This window comes from Alteromonas sp. DY56-G5, from assembly GCF_041414725.1.
GTDB lineage: Bacteria > Pseudomonadota > Gammaproteobacteria > Enterobacterales > Alteromonadaceae > Alteromonas > Alteromonas macleodii.
Genome location: NZ_JANHZQ010000025.1, coordinates 1 through 14,944 on the forward strand (window position 1 = coordinate 1; position 14,944 = coordinate 14,944).

General features: G+C 43.2%; 16 protein-coding genes. 10 read left to right on the plus strand and 6 right to left on the minus strand.

Translation table 11 applies throughout. The features are described 5' to 3' along the window. Nucleotides 1-121: 121 nt before the first annotated feature. The 3 genes from NO989_RS12925 to NO989_RS12935 form a co-directional block, all read right to left on the minus strand. Nucleotides 122-571, minus strand: a complete 450-nt coding sequence (locus NO989_RS12925) for a flavodoxin domain-containing protein (protein WP_069943864.1) — start codon at nucleotides 569-571, stop codon at nucleotides 122-124. Between the two features lie 66 nt (nucleotides 572-637). Then, nucleotides 638-1,477 carry a tRNA pseudouridine(65) synthase TruC gene (gene truC, locus NO989_RS12930; protein WP_075176106.1) on the minus strand — a complete coding sequence of 280 codons (840 nt, stop codon included), beginning with the start codon at nucleotides 1,475-1,477 and terminating at the stop codon, nucleotides 638-640. Then, nucleotides 1,470-1,814 carry a YqcC family protein gene (locus NO989_RS12935; protein ID WP_249922587.1) on the minus strand — a complete coding sequence of 115 codons (345 nt, stop codon included), beginning with the start codon at nucleotides 1,812-1,814 and terminating at the stop codon, nucleotides 1,470-1,472. The genes truC and NO989_RS12935 overlap by 8 nt, the downstream gene beginning before the upstream one ends. A 210-nt stretch (nucleotides 1,815-2,024) precedes the next feature. Here NO989_RS12935 and NO989_RS12940 point away from each other — a divergent pair, with 210 nt between their 5' ends. After that, nucleotides 2,025-3,074, plus strand: a complete 1,050-nt coding sequence (locus NO989_RS12940; RefSeq protein WP_371342692.1) for a DUF3549 family protein — start codon at nucleotides 2,025-2,027, stop codon at nucleotides 3,072-3,074. Then, a complete protein-coding gene (locus NO989_RS12945) occupies nucleotides 3,075-3,377 on the plus strand; it encodes a DUF3301 domain-containing protein (RefSeq protein WP_049585979.1) in 303 nt (100 codons plus the stop codon). It begins immediately after the preceding gene. A gap of 996 nt (nucleotides 3,378-4,373) precedes the next feature. On the opposite strand, the gene NO989_RS12950 is transcribed toward NO989_RS12945, so the two are convergent. Continuing rightward, a complete protein-coding gene (locus NO989_RS12950; protein ID WP_014948543.1) occupies nucleotides 4,374-5,021 on the minus strand; it encodes a GNAT family N-acetyltransferase in 648 nt (215 codons plus the stop codon). A 220-nt stretch (nucleotides 5,022-5,241) separates the two neighbouring features. Further along, on the minus strand, nucleotides 5,242-5,607 hold the full coding sequence (locus NO989_RS12955; protein WP_014948542.1) for a DUF3192 domain-containing protein: 366 nt from the start codon (nucleotides 5,605-5,607) through the stop codon (nucleotides 5,242-5,244). 298 nt (nucleotides 5,608-5,905) lie between these two features. On the opposite strand from NO989_RS12955, the gene NO989_RS12960 reads away from it, so the two are divergent. Next, the gene (locus NO989_RS12960) at nucleotides 5,906-6,217 is read left to right on the plus strand and encodes a hypothetical protein (RefSeq protein ID WP_371342693.1); all 312 of its coding nucleotides are present in this window, start codon (nucleotides 5,906-5,908) and stop codon (nucleotides 6,215-6,217) included. A gap of 59 nt (nucleotides 6,218-6,276) precedes the next feature. Here the strand turns inward: NO989_RS12960 and syd are convergent, their stop codons facing one another. Then, nucleotides 6,277-6,819 carry a SecY-interacting protein gene (syd, locus tag NO989_RS12965; RefSeq protein WP_101563636.1) on the minus strand — a complete coding sequence of 181 codons (543 nt, stop codon included), beginning with the start codon at nucleotides 6,817-6,819 and terminating at the stop codon, nucleotides 6,277-6,279. Nucleotides 6,820-6,964: 145 nt separating this feature from the next. Here syd and queF point away from each other — a divergent pair, with 145 nt between their 5' ends. The 7 genes from queF to NO989_RS13000 all read left to right on the plus strand — a co-directional run bounded on the left by queF (nucleotide 6,965) and on the right by NO989_RS13000 (nucleotide 14,913). Beyond that, entirely contained in the window at nucleotides 6,965-7,825 is an 861-nt protein-coding gene (gene queF / locus NO989_RS12970) for an NADPH-dependent 7-cyano-7-deazaguanine reductase QueF (protein WP_283626523.1), read from the plus strand. Between the two features lie 72 nt (nucleotides 7,826-7,897). Beyond that, complete coding sequence (locus NO989_RS12975) at nucleotides 7,898-9,454, plus strand: diguanylate cyclase (RefSeq protein WP_156086039.1); 1,557 nt, start codon at nucleotides 7,898-7,900, stop codon at nucleotides 9,452-9,454. 11 nt (nucleotides 9,455-9,465) lie between these two features. Further along, nucleotides 9,466-10,842: a nucleotide 5'-monophosphate nucleosidase PpnN gene (gene ppnN, locus NO989_RS12980; protein WP_371342694.1), complete on the plus strand. Its 1,377-nt coding sequence runs from the start codon at nucleotides 9,466-9,468 to the stop codon at nucleotides 10,840-10,842. Nucleotides 10,843-11,033: 191 nt separating this feature from the next. Further along, nucleotides 11,034-11,408: a DUF3192 domain-containing protein gene (locus NO989_RS12985; protein ID WP_014948536.1), complete on the plus strand. Its 375-nt coding sequence runs from the start codon at nucleotides 11,034-11,036 to the stop codon at nucleotides 11,406-11,408. A gap of 11 nt (nucleotides 11,409-11,419) precedes the next feature. After that, nucleotides 11,420-13,030 (plus strand): histidine kinase, encoded by a 1,611-nt coding sequence (locus tag NO989_RS12990; RefSeq protein ID WP_156086038.1) that lies wholly within the window; start codon nucleotides 11,420-11,422, stop codon nucleotides 13,028-13,030. Nucleotides 13,031-13,260: 230 nt separating this feature from the next. Next, nucleotides 13,261-14,268: an isocitrate dehydrogenase gene (locus NO989_RS12995; RefSeq protein ID WP_014948534.1), complete on the plus strand. Its 1,008-nt coding sequence runs from the start codon at nucleotides 13,261-13,263 to the stop codon at nucleotides 14,266-14,268. A 330-nt stretch (nucleotides 14,269-14,598) separates the two neighbouring features. Next, entirely contained in the window at nucleotides 14,599-14,913 is a 315-nt protein-coding gene (locus NO989_RS13000) for a ComEA family DNA-binding protein (protein ID WP_156086037.1), read from the plus strand. The last annotated feature ends 31 nt before the right edge of the window (nucleotides 14,914-14,944 follow it).

Consider the following 14,944-nt stretch of genomic DNA (forward strand, 5'->3'; position numbering starts at 1 on the left):
GAACACTCCGAATTTCACTATGCCTATTAGATCAAAGCCCCAGACTTTCGTCTAGGGCTTTTTCAACAGTCTGAGGCGCTTATGCGCCTCTTTCTTTTCGTAATCAGGACACTCCTAAGACTTAAGCCAACAGCTTATCTTTAATGGTGTTAACCCACTCTACTACGTCTTTTTCGGGCTCTAGGGTTTCAATCGCGTCAACTTCTAACATATCGGCAACTGCGTTACCTTGTAGCTCGGTCAGTAACGCATGAAACTGTTTACCCGCACCACAGAAACTATCGCCATAGCTGCTATCGCCTAGCGCTGCTACCGCGAATGGCTTGCCGGTTAGCATAGGCGATTCGTCTTTCAGATCTGAAAACACAAACTCAAGGTTTGGTGGTACATCGCCCTGCCCTGTTGTAGAGGTAATGATCAAAAGTGCGTCAGCATCAGTAAAATCTGCAACCGACGGGTCGCTTTCTAGTGAGCAATCCACGCCCTGTTCAGCTAAGTTCTCTTCCACCTGCTCAGCTACGTGTTGCGCATTGCCGTAAACTGTACCCGCAATAATTTTCAATGTTGCCATTTTTACCTCTTAAACCAATGATCGTCGCCTTTGTCGACAGGCGGAAATTCTTACTATTTTATCAACCTAAACGCAAAACGGCGCTAATTTTTCGAGCCATAGTCGCATTTCACTGTGCATCTGTGAATTAATCGTTACCCACTTTCCAGTGATAGGATGAGAAAAGCCCATTTGAGTACAACTTAAGGCCAAATTGTTAAAATTAAAGTGCTGCTTGGCGAATTTGTTTTGTTTGCCGTCCCCGTGGGTCGTGTCGCCGATAATGGGGTGACGAATATGAACCATGTGCCGACGAAGCTGATGTTTGCGACCGGTACTAGGAGAAAGCTTAACTAGCGAATATCGTGCACTTTGGTATTTGCCCACAGGCTCAGGCACTTCGAATTTTGCCACTGACTGATACATAGTTGATGCAGGTTGTGGCGGCTGCTGCGGGCGCTTATGCTTGTCTGCAATTTTGTCGTAGCGGTATTTTAGGGCGTAATCGATATACCCTGTGTGATGCACAAAACCGCGAACTATAGCGTGATACGTTTTTACTACCTGCTTGTCCATCATCTGCTGTCCAAGCTTTGCTGCAATTTCTGAGCTAAAGCTAAACACCAGCACACCTGAAGTGGGTCGGTCTAAACGATGAGCAGGATAGACGTGCTGGCCTATTTGATCTCTGAGTGTCTGCACCGCAAACACAGTTTCGTGTCTATCAATCGGGCTTCTATGTACTAGTAGGCCAGGCGGCTTCTCAATCGCGATGATATGTTCATCTTGGTACAGCACAGGTAAATGAAGAGCATTAACGCTATCTTCCTCACCAACGTCTACCTTTCCTATTGTTTGCTCATCTGAATGCACAGTTAATTGGCCTTTTAAATCGTTCTGCATAGTGCGTTGTGTTTGCTCACCCAATGTCTCCATTGGCAATATTATCAATAACTTGAAGCTGGGACAGAGTGCGCTGATGCGCCGATGACAGATATATTTCTGCTGCAGGCGTAATTTGCATGGGTGGTAAAGGCATTTCCTGTTTCAACAAAATGCGCATTTTGGGAATAAAAATAAAAGCCAACCAACTCTCAAACGCTAAACAGTCGACCGCAAAAGGAACTGAGCTTTCCGTGGCATTTTTTAGGTCTTGTTCCGCAGGCTCTTCATTTGGCCAAATACCATCCTGATACATGTCTGTTTCTAATTGTATCAATGCTTTACTTAATGCTATGTGATGAGTGCTATTCGTTTTAATCACATCCTCTCCGCAACTCAAAAACGCTTCTATTTCGAAGCGCGCAGTATATCAGGGGCTAAAGGTCAACATAAGTCCACGTGTCTTATCGTTGAATTTCTTCTGCTGTGATACCATTACCCGTCTTTGTCGGCGGTATCTCATCGACGTGCCCCTTTGAATAGATGTGACAGCCTGGCAAATTTTGATTAAAGCAGTATTTTGGAACGAGTTATGAGCGCTAACGGTATTAATTCTATCAGCGAGTTTTTGTTACATGCAGGCACTGAATATCAGGTTTTTGATTTAGGTCGTCGCCTTGAACCCACCGATAGTCAAACCTTTCTAGAAATAGAAAACGGCAGTGCTTACGCGCCCTACCCTCGTCAGCAGCATGCGTGGTTCGGCATCGTCTTTTGGAATAAAAATGCCTCCACGCAACACTATATTTGGTTTGTGAAACTGCCGCTTGATGAGCAAGGCTTAGTGGTTGCCGCAGCAAGAAATCATTTTCTAGAGATTATTGTTGATGCACTAGGTCAGTCTGTTGCTGAAGATACTGAAAACGCGCAAACTCTGCCTGATAATCCTTATTCGTTTGTTCCCAATCAATCGCAGCTCGCTCAATTTAACGCACTAGTTAAACGCACCCTAAACCAACCTTTAAGTGAAGAGGCGCAGAAAGTTGAGGCCTACATTCAAACCCCACAACTGGTTGACTGGCAGCAGATATCCATGCAGAGCGTGGCCGACTTTGTACAAAGCCTAAGCCAACACCCCAAACAAGACAAATTAACGCAAGCAATTGAAACCAACACTTCACTCTACTCACAGGTTTTTCTTAACACATTGATGGAAATGAGTGAAAGCGTTTCTCTGCCTGAAAATTTATTAGCGGCGTATTTGGATGAGATAGATAAAAGTGACGAAATCAATTTAGCGGCGTTAAGAGGCACGTCAGAGGGTACCTTTAACCCGACCATTAACAACAAACTACTCGAACTATTAAAAAGCGAAAAGTCGCAGAGACTTGATATTTTAAGCGTTATTGCAGCACGTCATTTCGAGCAAATGGAACCACTACTGCTTAGTGCCTTTTTAGAGCAGGCGGCAAACGTTGATGAAAAAGAGGGTCATAAGGGCGCCTTATTCGCAGGCTTCTTTTCAGATTTAGTACAAGTCCCGAAGTTACGCAGACAAGTGCTAACACTCCTGCATTCCAAAGCCAACCCTCAGATTCTCAGCAATGCATTTCAACAATTGTTTGCACAAGCGAGAAAGTAAATGACGTTACTTGAGTTAGTGGTGTGGATGGTTATTGGGTTTACTGGCTATCAGTTTTGGCGCATTCGAGCCATTTCTGAGCAAACAAACACTTACCTAAAGCAATACTGCGATAAACACGGTTTACAATTGCTGAGTGTGGCAAGAGCTAAAACACGATTTTCATTCAAATATGGAAAGCCTGACTGGCACAGTGTATTCAACTTTGAGTTTTCGAGTAATGGTGAGGATCGATATACTGGGGAAGTTGAATTGATAGGTGTAAGGGTTATGCGAACAGAGGTGCCGCCGCATAGAGTTTAAGCTTCTATGTCAAAAAGCGTGAGCGGTTCTTAATTCACCATTCAGGTCAGGTTTTACATAACAAATGCATACGGATTGGTAATAAACAACGCAAAAAAAAGGGGAACCTAGCGGCTCCCCTTTTTCCTGGAATTTTGAGTATCCTTCTCCGCGATCCTTTGCGACTAAAATCTTCCCGATTAAAATCCGTATACGCCCCTTTCCATCTACTCTCGCGCCTTCCTGTGCGAGCTACACTTCCATGCGTAGGTCCCTTTCCTTTTTTCCTAAATTACTGCACATCCTACATGCAGTGTTCCTCATCCTGAGGCTGTCCTTGTCAGGCTCCGCTGACGATCCCTTCCTTCGTTCCATTTTTCGCTGCACATCCTGCTACAGCTTTGCTAATCCTTTAGCATGTCCTTCTTTCATCCTTGGTTTGCTCGTCCATGCAAACTAGAAATTCCTTGATGGCTCTCCTGCCGTTGGCTCCTTGCCTCTAGCTCCTTGCTAGCTCTCGTCCATTTTTCCCTGCTACATCCTGTATGCGAAGTCCTTTCACACTTTACGTCCCTGAATTCCTTTATATCCTTTAAAATCCGTTTCTAACATCCTGTAAATGCAGTGTCCTATCTGCTTTCCTTTCCCTTTCCCCACTGCCTTGTGGGAGTCTCATCCTTAAGTTGTCCTAACTTATTCCGTTGAAGATCCTTGACTCAATCCGTGACTCGTCGTGTTTCCTTGTGACATGTTCATAGTATCCCTTCCAATTATTACCGCCATATTGAATTACAGAGATTTAAGAAAGATTCTTGTACGACTTTTGACTAATTTTTAAAAACTTCAATACAATCAATGACCTTATACTTTAGTATAAATTAATCTTTCATCATTTAGGTAAGATCACTCACAGCGTTTGTAGGAAATGTCTTACAAACGCTGTCGTAAATTTGGTGTAAAGATAAGAATTGCAACTGGTGAGGCTTTGGTAGGAGTATCAAATCGAATAAAAAAGCATCATTTTAGCCTGAACATCACCTCACCGTTCACATGAGAAAGGCTTAGTTGTCCTACAACCTGATAATTGTCATCGTTAAAGAAAGCGCGATGTTTTTCTATAGTCACGAATACCGAAACACCCTCACTTTTTTCATCTTCCTCTACCACGCTATCAATAGCGCCAAGTAAAATATGCCCAAGCCCATGATGTTGATAATCTGGATGCACTGCGATGAAACTCAGCATGTGGAAGTTATCGGCGGGAACTAATGCTCGCACTTTTTCTTCTTTCTCTAGCATTTGCTTTGTACCGAACAAACCTGCCGTTAAAAGCATCCGCAATCTCCAGTGCCAGTAACGTCCTGAACCAAATGCTGCATCGGGCGCGGTCAAGCATGCAACGGCAATAAGCCGCTCATCATCGAACAGGCCAATCATCGGCTGCTCTGCAACCCAAAATGCATTGAGCTCTTCACGGATAGCTGACCGTAGACGGCTTTCATAACCTTCTTTTTCTGCTTGGAAAATGTCAATGAACAATGGGTCATCTACATACGCATTGTAAAGAATAGAGGCGGCAACTTTGAGATCATCTACAGATAGATAGATGGCTTTAACCGTGTCTTGCAAGGGGGCTATTGCATTATTAATAGCATCAGTATTCATCAGGGGCTCCTTGTACGCAAAGTTATACAGCTGCTTTTACCCATTTAAACAAAATGAGAGAAGTGGACACTACCGCACAACTTTTATCATTGCGCCAACCACCCACTTAAACTGATTAAACTTTAGCCTACGCGAAAAACCCCTGCATGTTAACTTTTTATTAACATTTAAAAACAGTTAGTAATGCCTACTTTCGTAATCAATTACCAACTAACGATTATTAGTGCATTAAGCTATAAGCACTGTCACCCCAGCCAACTAAGTTTCCATTTCTGAAAACCAACGGCGTACACTCGTCTTTTGTGGTGATACCATCGCCCATCGTTTTTTGAGTTCGGTAGTAAAGTACGCGATATGTGCCGTCTTGCTTTTCGAACAGTTCATTGAAATCCGCAACGCCCATTTTTCTCAATACACTTTCGTAAGTTGTCCCTGTTTCAAGATTCGCGATGTGTTTACGATTGTTAAACTCTCTGTCTTCCCAATCAGCACCATAGTGACTATCTGAACCGCCACCTACTGATACGACACAACCTGAAAGCAAAACTGAAGATGCCAAAGCTACTGAAAGAAGAACCGTTTTCATGTGAATTCCTTAATTATGTGTGTTGTTTTTATTCGATACTACGCCTACTTTGTGAACCGACACTGAATAGACATAAATGCGCTAACGTAAGAACCACTGCGTTTATGCGTGATAATGTAAGTTATGGTTGGTAAACAAGATTAAGGCCAAAAATTAAATCATTGATTTTTATACCAATCTTAATAACACCAATCTACGAAGGCTTTGAAAAATAGTGAAATCAGTAACTTATTAGTGAAATTGACTACGTAGACAGGCTACACTGCTAATATTCATGACTTTCAACCATTTTCGTATTATGAGTAACGCTAACCTGCAGCAACTTCACGTTTTGTGCCTTCAAATGCATAAAGAAGGAAAAACACCGTCCGTAGGCATTTTACGTGCAAAAGCTCCCTTTAAGGTATCGGTAACCGAAGCTATTGAAGCGATTAAGCGATTTAACACACACAAACCTAAGTTAGAGGTATCTAAGGACGAAAACGTAGCACAACATAATCCTGTTGCCACAACTGATGAGCCGGGCAATTTGCATGCACGGGTAGAGACGTTAGAAAAAGAAGTGGCGGAGTTAAAGCGGGCGCTACATCAAATTATTAACGCCCAATAGCTTTTAGTCTTGCAGGCCGGTAATTTTAGGTCTGATTGACGTCAGTCAAAGCATTAACGTCATATAGCAGGTGTAAGTTGCTCAATAAACACCGCAAGAGATGGCGCAAGAATTTTGGCAGGCTCTCTGCCAACCTGCTCAAGTGCCACTTCGCCACTTTCGTTGACAACGGTTAAAATAAAATCTTCTTCGTCAGTTAAACCAAAAAACAATGTTGGCGCTTGCCTAAGTCTTTGCTTCATCAACAAATGCCCAATCAAGTTTTGCTGTAATCTTTCAAAATCTTCGGTATTGAAAACTTGAAGCAATTCACAGCGACCTTGCGGGGCGTTAGCCTTTAAATTATCGCTGTAGTAACGAGTAAAATACTCGCAGTAGTCAGGATTTAGCTTTAGCGATAATGCCTCTTCAACATTACTGAAAGACTGCACAGGCGATTGAAGCGTAGGAGACCATCTAACAAGCTTACCGTCTTGCGCCGTCGTCTCATAGCACGGCGAGGGCCACTCGCTATCAAATGCTATCTTGAGTCCCTCGCCCTCGGCCTGTTCGACATAAGATGATACAAATTTATCTAATTGTGCTGAAATTGTTAGAGCCATTATGACGTTACCTGCGTATTTTTGGGGTACACTATACAACTAAACAGTTAAGTCAATACTGGGGTTAATTCTACTGCGCCGTAAGACTGTGTGTCGCTGTGCAGTTCAACAATTTAAATCCCGCGTAGATACATAAAAGGTTCTTATGTCGACGGACAACTCACCTCAAAAAATTACTATCTCTGCACCTGATGACCTCTCCTTAGGTAAACAGGTTGACTATGAATTTGAATATAATCCTGACTTGTTGCAAGGCGTGCCGCGCAGTCTAAGTCGTGATACGTTGAACTTGGCCGGCTCAGGTTTACCTTTTGATGGTATCGACACTTGGACAGGATACGAACTTTCTTGGCTTAATTTAAAGGGTAAACCTAATGTGGCAATTTTAGAATGCCACGTTCCTATTACCTCAAAGAACCTAATCGAATCAAAATCATTTAAGCTATATTTGAATAGCTTCAACCAAACAAAATTCGCTTCAGCAGAGGACGTACGACAAGTGCTTCAAGCGGATTTGTCAGCGTGCGCAGGGGAGCCTGTCGAGGTAAAACTAATTCTTCCAGAGCAGTTTTCTTCGCTACAATTCCAAGAATTTACCGGAACCTTGTTAGATAGTCTGGATGTAGAAATCGATCAATATTCCCCTAATACTCAATATTTGACTGTTGCGAAAAATGAAACAGGTATTCAAGAGACGCTTGTTTCTCATTTACTTAAATCTAATTGTTTAATCACAAGTCAGCCAGATTGGGCTAGTATTCAAATAAGGTATGAAGGAAAAGCTATTGAACACGAAGGGCTTTTGAAATATCTAATTAGCTTTAGGCAACACAACGAGTTTCATGAGCAATGCGTTGAGCGCATTTACAACGACATCATGCAGCATTGTCAGCCAGATAAGTTAACCGTTTGTGCGCGTTACACACGACGAGGAGGTTTAGATATCAATCCTTTCCGTTCAAATTACGAAGCGCCTTATGCTAATCATCGTCAAGCACGTCAGTAATATAACGGTGAAGTACCTACCAACGCTACCTAAGCCGCGGCAGTAATAGCGAATTAGAACAAAGACGAGATTATGGAAGCAAAACAACTACAAACCCTAAAACAAAATAACGCGCTTCTTTGTCAGTTTATTGTGAAACTCTCAGCATTTTATGAGGGCTTCTCGGATAAGATCGATACTGAACTTAAGGTGTTACGAGGCCACCTTTCAGGCACACCTAATTTTAGTCTTGCCGCTGTGAGCATAGAGAAACTCAACAAATCACTTCAGCATCAAGAAATAACGCTTAGAAAATACAGTGTTGATACTGTTTCATCGCTAGAAGATGCAATGAAACAACTACAGAAAATTGTATTTGAAGATACTGAATTAAAAGGGTTAACCACGCAGGAATTGATTAAGCTAAATCAACCTGTAGGTGATATCTTCAGTATTTATAAACTTTACTCAAAAGCCATTGCGCTTCACCGCATTGCGCTTAACAAGAAAATGGTTGGACTTGAGCCATCTGAAAACACAGAAACTAAGTCCACCAACAATGAAAGCACATCGGCTCGTTCGATTAAAGATGATAACCCTCACTACCGTTCTATTTTGGTTGAGCTTAATCACCTTATTGCTTCTTATGCGCAAAAAAAACCTAACGATCAGCAACTCAATGATATAAAGCAACGTCTTGATGAAGGCATGGATGAAGACCAGCTGCTTAAAAGCTGCGTTGTAATTTTGCGCATGATCGTTCAAGACGCTATGTCAGAGGCGAGCTTAACAGGAAAAGTGATTCAGAGTCTGCACCGTTCATTAGGTGAAGTGAGTAGCGACGTCAGCAATACGATCCAAGGCAGCCAAGCCCAGTTCGAGCAGCGCCAAGCTGGTAATGAGCAACTTAAACGTGACATTATTCACATCGAAGAAGCCGTATCGGAAAGCAGTTCTCTAGAAGCACTTAAGGAGCAGACACAGTTTCGCGTAGAAAAGCTTGTGACTACGTTAAGCGAGCAACAAAGCAACGATCAGCAAGGTCAAGAAGCGCTAATGGCACTGCTCTCCTCTATGCAATCGCGAATAGATACACTTCAGCAGCAAACCAGCGTCTATAAAAAGAAGCTGGCCGAACAAGCAATGCAAAGCCGCACCGACCCCCTCACTCGGCTTCCAAACAGGCAGGCGTATAATGAGAGACTAGAAGCTGCTTTCACTAAATTTAAAGAAAATGGTGACTTGCTTGCGGTCGCCGTTGTGGATATTGATCATTTTAAGTCAATCAACGATAGATTCGGGCACGCAGCAGGCGATAAAACCCTTCAGGTAGTGAGTAAATTCTTAAAACAAAGCTTGTCCGAAAATGATTTTATTGCCAGGTGGGGAGGAGAAGAGTTTGTAATGCTACTGCCTCAGGCGCAGATGGCAGATATAGATAAAAAGCTTAATGAAGTTAGAACTAAACTTGCTGCAATGCCGTTTAAATTCAAGCAAGAAAAAGTAAAAATCACCGCATCTTTTGGCGCAACCTGTTTCAATGACAATGATACTACTGAAACTGTGTTTGAACGCGCCGATGAGTACCTCTATAAAGCAAAACGAAACGGCCGCAACCTCGTAGTCACTGATTTAAGCACTGACTTATAGGAAGTAAAAATATGAAGAAAGTGCAGCTTAACCCTGTTGGCTGGATGAGCCAGCTATCACAAGTAGAAGTTTCTCGTCTTCAAGACGCCACCAACAGCGAGCTCTTTGCTATGTTCAGAAACTGTTGCCTAGCAGTATTGAACAGCGGCGTTGACGAAGACAATTTCGAAGCACTTTTTGCTCCTTATGAAAATTTTGAAATAAAACTCATTCGTCGTGAACGGGGCGTAAAAATAGAACTCGTGAACCCTCCTGAAGTGGCTTTCGTTGACGAAAAACTCGTTCGTGGTGTACACGAACATCTATTTGCGGTCCTTCGCGACCTGCTTTACATGGGTAACAAGTACGCATTTCTTCATCAAACCGCACCGGCTGAAGGTAACGACATCACAGACATGGTGTTTGACATGCTACGCCACGCTAAAGCGCTTGAAGGGAACGATGGCGTAAACACAATTGTCTGCTGGGGCGGCCATTCCATTAATCAAGTTGAGTACAAATACACGAAAGAAGTGGGCTATCAGCTCGGCTTGCGCGACATGAATATTTGCACAGGATGTGGGCCTGGAGCGATGAAGGGTCCAATGAAGGGCGCCACCATCGGCCATGCAAAGCAACGCCACAAGACAGGCCGTTACATTGGCATCTCTGAGCCGAGTATTATTGCCGCCGAGCCGCCCAACGCCATTGTCAACGAGCTCATTATCATGCCTGATATTGAAAAGCGTTTAGAAGCGTTTGTTAGACTCGGACATGGCATTATCGTGTTTCCAGGCGGTGTAGGCACTGCCGAAGAATTACTTTATCTGCTTGGCATTTTGATGAATGAACGCAATGCGCAGCAACCTTTTCCTTTCATTCTAACAGGGCCAGCTGGTAGCGAAGAATACTTTGAAGCCATAGACGCCTTTGTTGGTGCAACACTGGGTCCAGAAGCACAGTCAAAATATCAAATCATTGTGGATGACCCAGAAGAAGTAGCACGCACCATGAATAAACACCTTGAAAAAGTGACGAAGTTCAGAGGTGCGATGGGTGACGCATTCAGCTTTAATTGGTCATTAAAAATTGAACAAGACTTTCAACAGCCCTTTATTCCAACGCATGAGAGTATGGCCGACCTTCAACTGCACTTAGATCAAAGTAAAAGTGATCTAGCGGCCAATTTGCGCAAAGCGTTTTCAGGCATTGTTGCGGGTAACGTAAAAGCAGAAGGCATTGCTCAGATCAAAAAACATGGTCCGTTTGAGCTCACCGGTGATAGTACACTGATGGAGAAGGTTGATACGCTACTCGAGTCGTTTGTAAAACAGCATAGAATGAAACTGCCTGGTAGCGCGTACGAACCATGTTACGTTGTAAAGAACGATAAGAGAAACAGCGAATAACACGAGACCGTGGCAAGACGCATTTGCTTACGTTTACTACTTATGTTTAGTAGTCGTTTTGCGGTACACTATTAGAGAGTATTGTTTAACGAATGAATGTAGTGCACATTTAGCCTATGCGTGGCTCCCGAACAATGTCGGGCTTTGGCTTGCAGTAGCATTCAAGTAAAGAAAAACGAGAAGTAACGGTCATGAATACCAAGGTTATTCGTCTAATTTTAGCTGGCATCGCCCTTTATGCGGTGTTTGTTTTTATGGTTATCGCGTTCTATCCCGATAAGCCTGAGAATATGGATTGGAAAGACCGTGAAGAATATAACCGTGTCCAAATAACCAAGTTAAAGTTAGGCAGTACAAGAGAAGAAGTTTTGGCGTTACTAGGCTCACCTGACATTACAGAAGCCAAGCGACAGGGTGCCACAGCTATTCAAGTTATGTTTTTTAGGACACAACATGTGCGCGCTGACGGCTTAACCACGCAAGATGAATGTACACCGTTGCTTTTTGAAAACGACAAACTTATTGCATGGGGTGAAGGGGCTTACTCCAGTTACCAAAAAAGTTAGAAGGATGGGGAGTGAGCGACATCATTTCCACGCTTAAACGCCTGGTTCAGTTAGGTAACACTGAACTTTCTGTCGAGCAGCGTATAAACCATTGGTTGAAAATCGCTAAACGGATCCTGACTTTAGTAAACGCCAATCCAGCGCTTGCTGCAGCAACGTTACACATCGATAATGACCTTCCCAAAGATACTCAACATCTTTTATTATTGGCGCTGTTTGGCAAGCTTTGCCGATTAAACGACCACTATTTACAACATGTGCTTGCGTCTTTACTCGCATCCCTCTGGCTTTCAAGTAAAGGAACACCAAGCGACCAAACGGCCAATATCATTCGCTTTTTGCGTAAACACAATCTCTCGATTTGGCTGGATATCATTAAACTTCAAAAAGCATTTCGGTCAGACAAGCCCATAAACTACGTTGCAGACATTCGGCTTAATATGGTTCAAAGGCTTTGTCTCCTAGCAAATGTTTTCGCTACTAAAACAAAAAAAGCAGATTATCGTGAGGTTTTCACTCAGATCGTTTTACGCCTTCCAGCACATCATCGTCCCCCTATTGCACCACTTATCAACCTATTTAATGGTGTGCTACCTGGCGCAAAGGTTTACGCAAACGGCGTACCGGGCGCGCTAGTCGACATTCAGCAAAATCACGGCTACGTATTTATGCTTAGCCAAGGCGATGAAGATGGAAAGTGGCTTCCTCTATCGTCAATACGCTCTCCCATTTCACTATCAATGCCGTTTGAGCACTTTGTTGCTCATTACACTGATACCGCCACTGTGAGAGTAAATCATGGCGGCACACCATTTTTACCTTCTACATTCGCAATTCAGCATCCCCCTAAAGCTCTTATAACTATTATCGATGAGCTGCAAAAGCGCGATGTAGATATTGAACAACTTTGCAAAAAAATTGAAAGCGTGCCCACGTTTAATCACTTTTTGATGCACACTGCGAGTCAGGACAACCGTCTTCAGCTTCCGGTTAAAAGCATTAAACAGGCGGTTTTGACCTACGGCATTGAACGTGTGGGTGACATGCTTATTCAATTTGCGCTGTTAGAACGGCTAACGCAAAACCAATTTCCACTGATGGGCATGTGCAAGCAATTAACTTTATTGGCTTGTTCATTTGCAAGCTATTTCGCACAACTCGCCGATTCGAAGTTTTCGCCGCAATCTGCCGCATTGACTATGACCTTTGTTTGTACTCCCTTGTTCACGCTACCAGGGTTTAAAGTGTCACGAGCATTACCCGTCGACCTCAGCAAAGCTGTGTCCATTAATAGCGCATTCAAGGTCAAACCTGACACGCCTTGGCTAGCAATCGCTTCTGAACTTGCTGGAAGTTGGCATCAAAGCTCGACGTGGCGTGCCGTTATACACCAATGTAGTAAAGTAAGTACGGACGTTCCTAGATCAGTTCAAAAGGAACAAGCAATTCTGGTGTTGAGCTTCGCTCTCGCCAAAGCGTGCTTATTTAATCAGGATATTTATTCATTACTTCAGGATATCAGTATCAAAACACTTTTAAATATCCTAGGTATTCGACGAGATGATGTGGTAAACGCGCTAGACGCTAATGGGTCACTTTTGTTCTGTCCGCTCGCGCAGTAACGCCATTTACTCCTAAACATCGTACTCGGCTATTTAATTAATCTTTACGAATGGCTATAACTTGCGCCAGGTATCGTATAAAATACGGCAACTTTTGCAGTGCTTAACCCTTTTTCCCTACATTTTCCATTATAATAAGTAAGCAGGCAGAAATTGGCTCATAAACGCCAAGCTACAAATTGAATAAACCTAACGATTTTGACAACAGAATTACCAGAGGATCCCTCCACATGACTCAGCAACGTATTACAGTCATTCGCGGTGACGGCATTGGCCCGGACATTATCGATGCAACCACAAAAATTTTAGATAAGGTTGGCTGTGACTTTGCCTATGACTATGCCGATGCTGGCCTAGTCGCACTGGAAGAACATGGCGAGCTTCTACCTCAAGAAACTTTAGACCTAATCGCAAAAAACAAAGTTGCGCTTAAAGGTCCTTTAACGACCCCCGTTGGTGAAGGTTTTACTTCAATCAACGTTAGTCTTCGCAAGCAGTTCAAACTGTACGCAAACCTTCGTCCTGTGATGTCATTCAAAGGTACAAAAGCACGTTACGAAGACATCGATATCATTACCGTTCGTGAAAACACGCAAGGTATGTACTCTGGTCTTGGCCAAGTTGTATCAGAAGACGGTAACGAAGCTGAAGCAATGAGTAAGATCACTCGTGACGGCGCTGAAAAAATCGTTGTTTTTGCTTATGAATTAGCGCGCCGTGAAGGTCGTAAGAAAGTAACAGCTGTTCACAAAGCTAACATCCTTAAGTCAACATCAGGTCTTTTCCTTAAAGTAGCCCGTGAAGTTGGTGAGCGCTATCCTGACATCGAGTCAGCTGAAATGATCGTTGATAACTGCTGTATGCAGCTTGTGATGAACCCGCATCAGTTTGACGTTATCGTTACGACTAACCTTTTCGGTGACATTCTATCTGACCTATGTGCTGGTCTAGTTGGTGGTCTTGGTATGGCACCAGGTGCAAACATCGGTGAAGATTGTGCAATCTTCGAAGCCGTTCACGGTTCTGCACCAGACATTGCTGGTAAGAACTTAGCTAACCCGACGTCAGTAATCTTGGCAGCAGCGCAAATGCTTGAGTACTTAAACATGGGCGATAAAGCAGAGAAAATTCGCGCAGCACTAAAAGACGTTATCGAGTCTGGCGATCGCACAACACGTGACCTTGGTGGTGAAGCAGGTACAACCGAGTTCACTCAGGCGCTTCTTGACCGCCTATAAGCGTTTGAGCTTACACTTTTCAATTATTTCAAAACGGGCTTAATAGCCCGTTTTTTTATGCCTCTATTAATCACTCCCCTGCTTTAAACTGTACTAAAACTGGACTACCGCTTTTCTCGTTCACCTTTATTATTTCCTTTGTACACGTTGAAGTGTGCTGAGCTTTGTAACTTGGTCACAACAGAAGACAGGAAATTTTTAAAGAGGCCTGCTCCGCTTGCATCTAGGTTACAAAAGTCAGCGCGCTTTGGTACATGACTTAAACCCATTTACTTAAATATTGCGCCGATAACGCTTTATGGCGCGCTTAGCAACATACAAGGAAAGATGATGAAAAAATTAATCTCAGGTTTACTCGTACTATCTGCACTAGCCATTCAAACGCCAGCGGTTCACGCTCAACCAGCGGATAGAGAAAATTCGCAAGCTAATGAAGGTACAAGCCAACAACAACGTATCGATTTAAACTCGGCGACCGTAGAGCAATTAATTACCCTACCCGGCGTTGGACAATCTAAAGCGAAAGCTATTATTAAATATCGTGAAGAAGTAGGCCCGTTTCTTGAGGTCGCACAATTAACTCAAGTGAAAGGTATCGGTGAAAAGATGCTTAATAAAATTGAAGGCTATGTACAGGTAAGATAGAAGGACTAAAGCGAATAGGCGGTACGCTGGC

Excerpts from the sequence above, each read along its gene's own strand:
- NO989_RS12955 (WP_014948542.1), bottom strand. The coding sequence starts at position 5,607 with ATGAAAACGGTTCTTCTTTCAGTAGCTTTGGCATCTTCAGTTTTGCTT.
- NO989_RS12945 (WP_049585979.1), top strand. The coding sequence starts at position 3,075 with ATGACGTTACTTGAGTTAGTGGTGTGGATGGTTATTGGGTTTACTGGC.
- queF (WP_283626523.1), top strand. The coding sequence starts at position 6,965 with ATGTCGACGGACAACTCACCTCAAAAAATTACTATCTCTGCACCTGAT.
- NO989_RS12940 (WP_371342692.1), top strand. The coding sequence starts at position 2,025 with ATGAGCGCTAACGGTATTAATTCTATCAGCGAGTTTTTGTTACATGCA.
- NO989_RS12950 (WP_014948543.1), bottom strand. The coding sequence starts at position 5,021 with ATGAATACTGATGCTATTAATAATGCAATAGCCCCCTTGCAAGACACG.
- NO989_RS13000 (WP_156086037.1), top strand. The coding sequence starts at position 14,599 with ATGAAAAAATTAATCTCAGGTTTACTCGTACTATCTGCACTAGCCATT.
- NO989_RS12985 (WP_014948536.1), top strand. The coding sequence starts at position 11,034 with ATGAATACCAAGGTTATTCGTCTAATTTTAGCTGGCATCGCCCTTTAT.
- NO989_RS12975 (WP_156086039.1), top strand. The coding sequence starts at position 7,898 with ATGGAAGCAAAACAACTACAAACCCTAAAACAAAATAACGCGCTTCTT.
- syd (WP_101563636.1), bottom strand. The coding sequence starts at position 6,819 with ATGGCTCTAACAATTTCAGCACAATTAGATAAATTTGTATCATCTTAT.
- NO989_RS12995 (WP_014948534.1), top strand. The coding sequence starts at position 13,261 with ATGACTCAGCAACGTATTACAGTCATTCGCGGTGACGGCATTGGCCCG.
- ppnN (WP_371342694.1), top strand. The coding sequence starts at position 9,466 with ATGAAGAAAGTGCAGCTTAACCCTGTTGGCTGGATGAGCCAGCTATCA.
- NO989_RS12960 (WP_371342693.1), top strand. The coding sequence starts at position 5,906 with ATGAGTAACGCTAACCTGCAGCAACTTCACGTTTTGTGCCTTCAAATG.
- NO989_RS12925 (WP_069943864.1), bottom strand. The coding sequence starts at position 571 with ATGGCAACATTGAAAATTATTGCGGGTACAGTTTACGGCAATGCGCAA.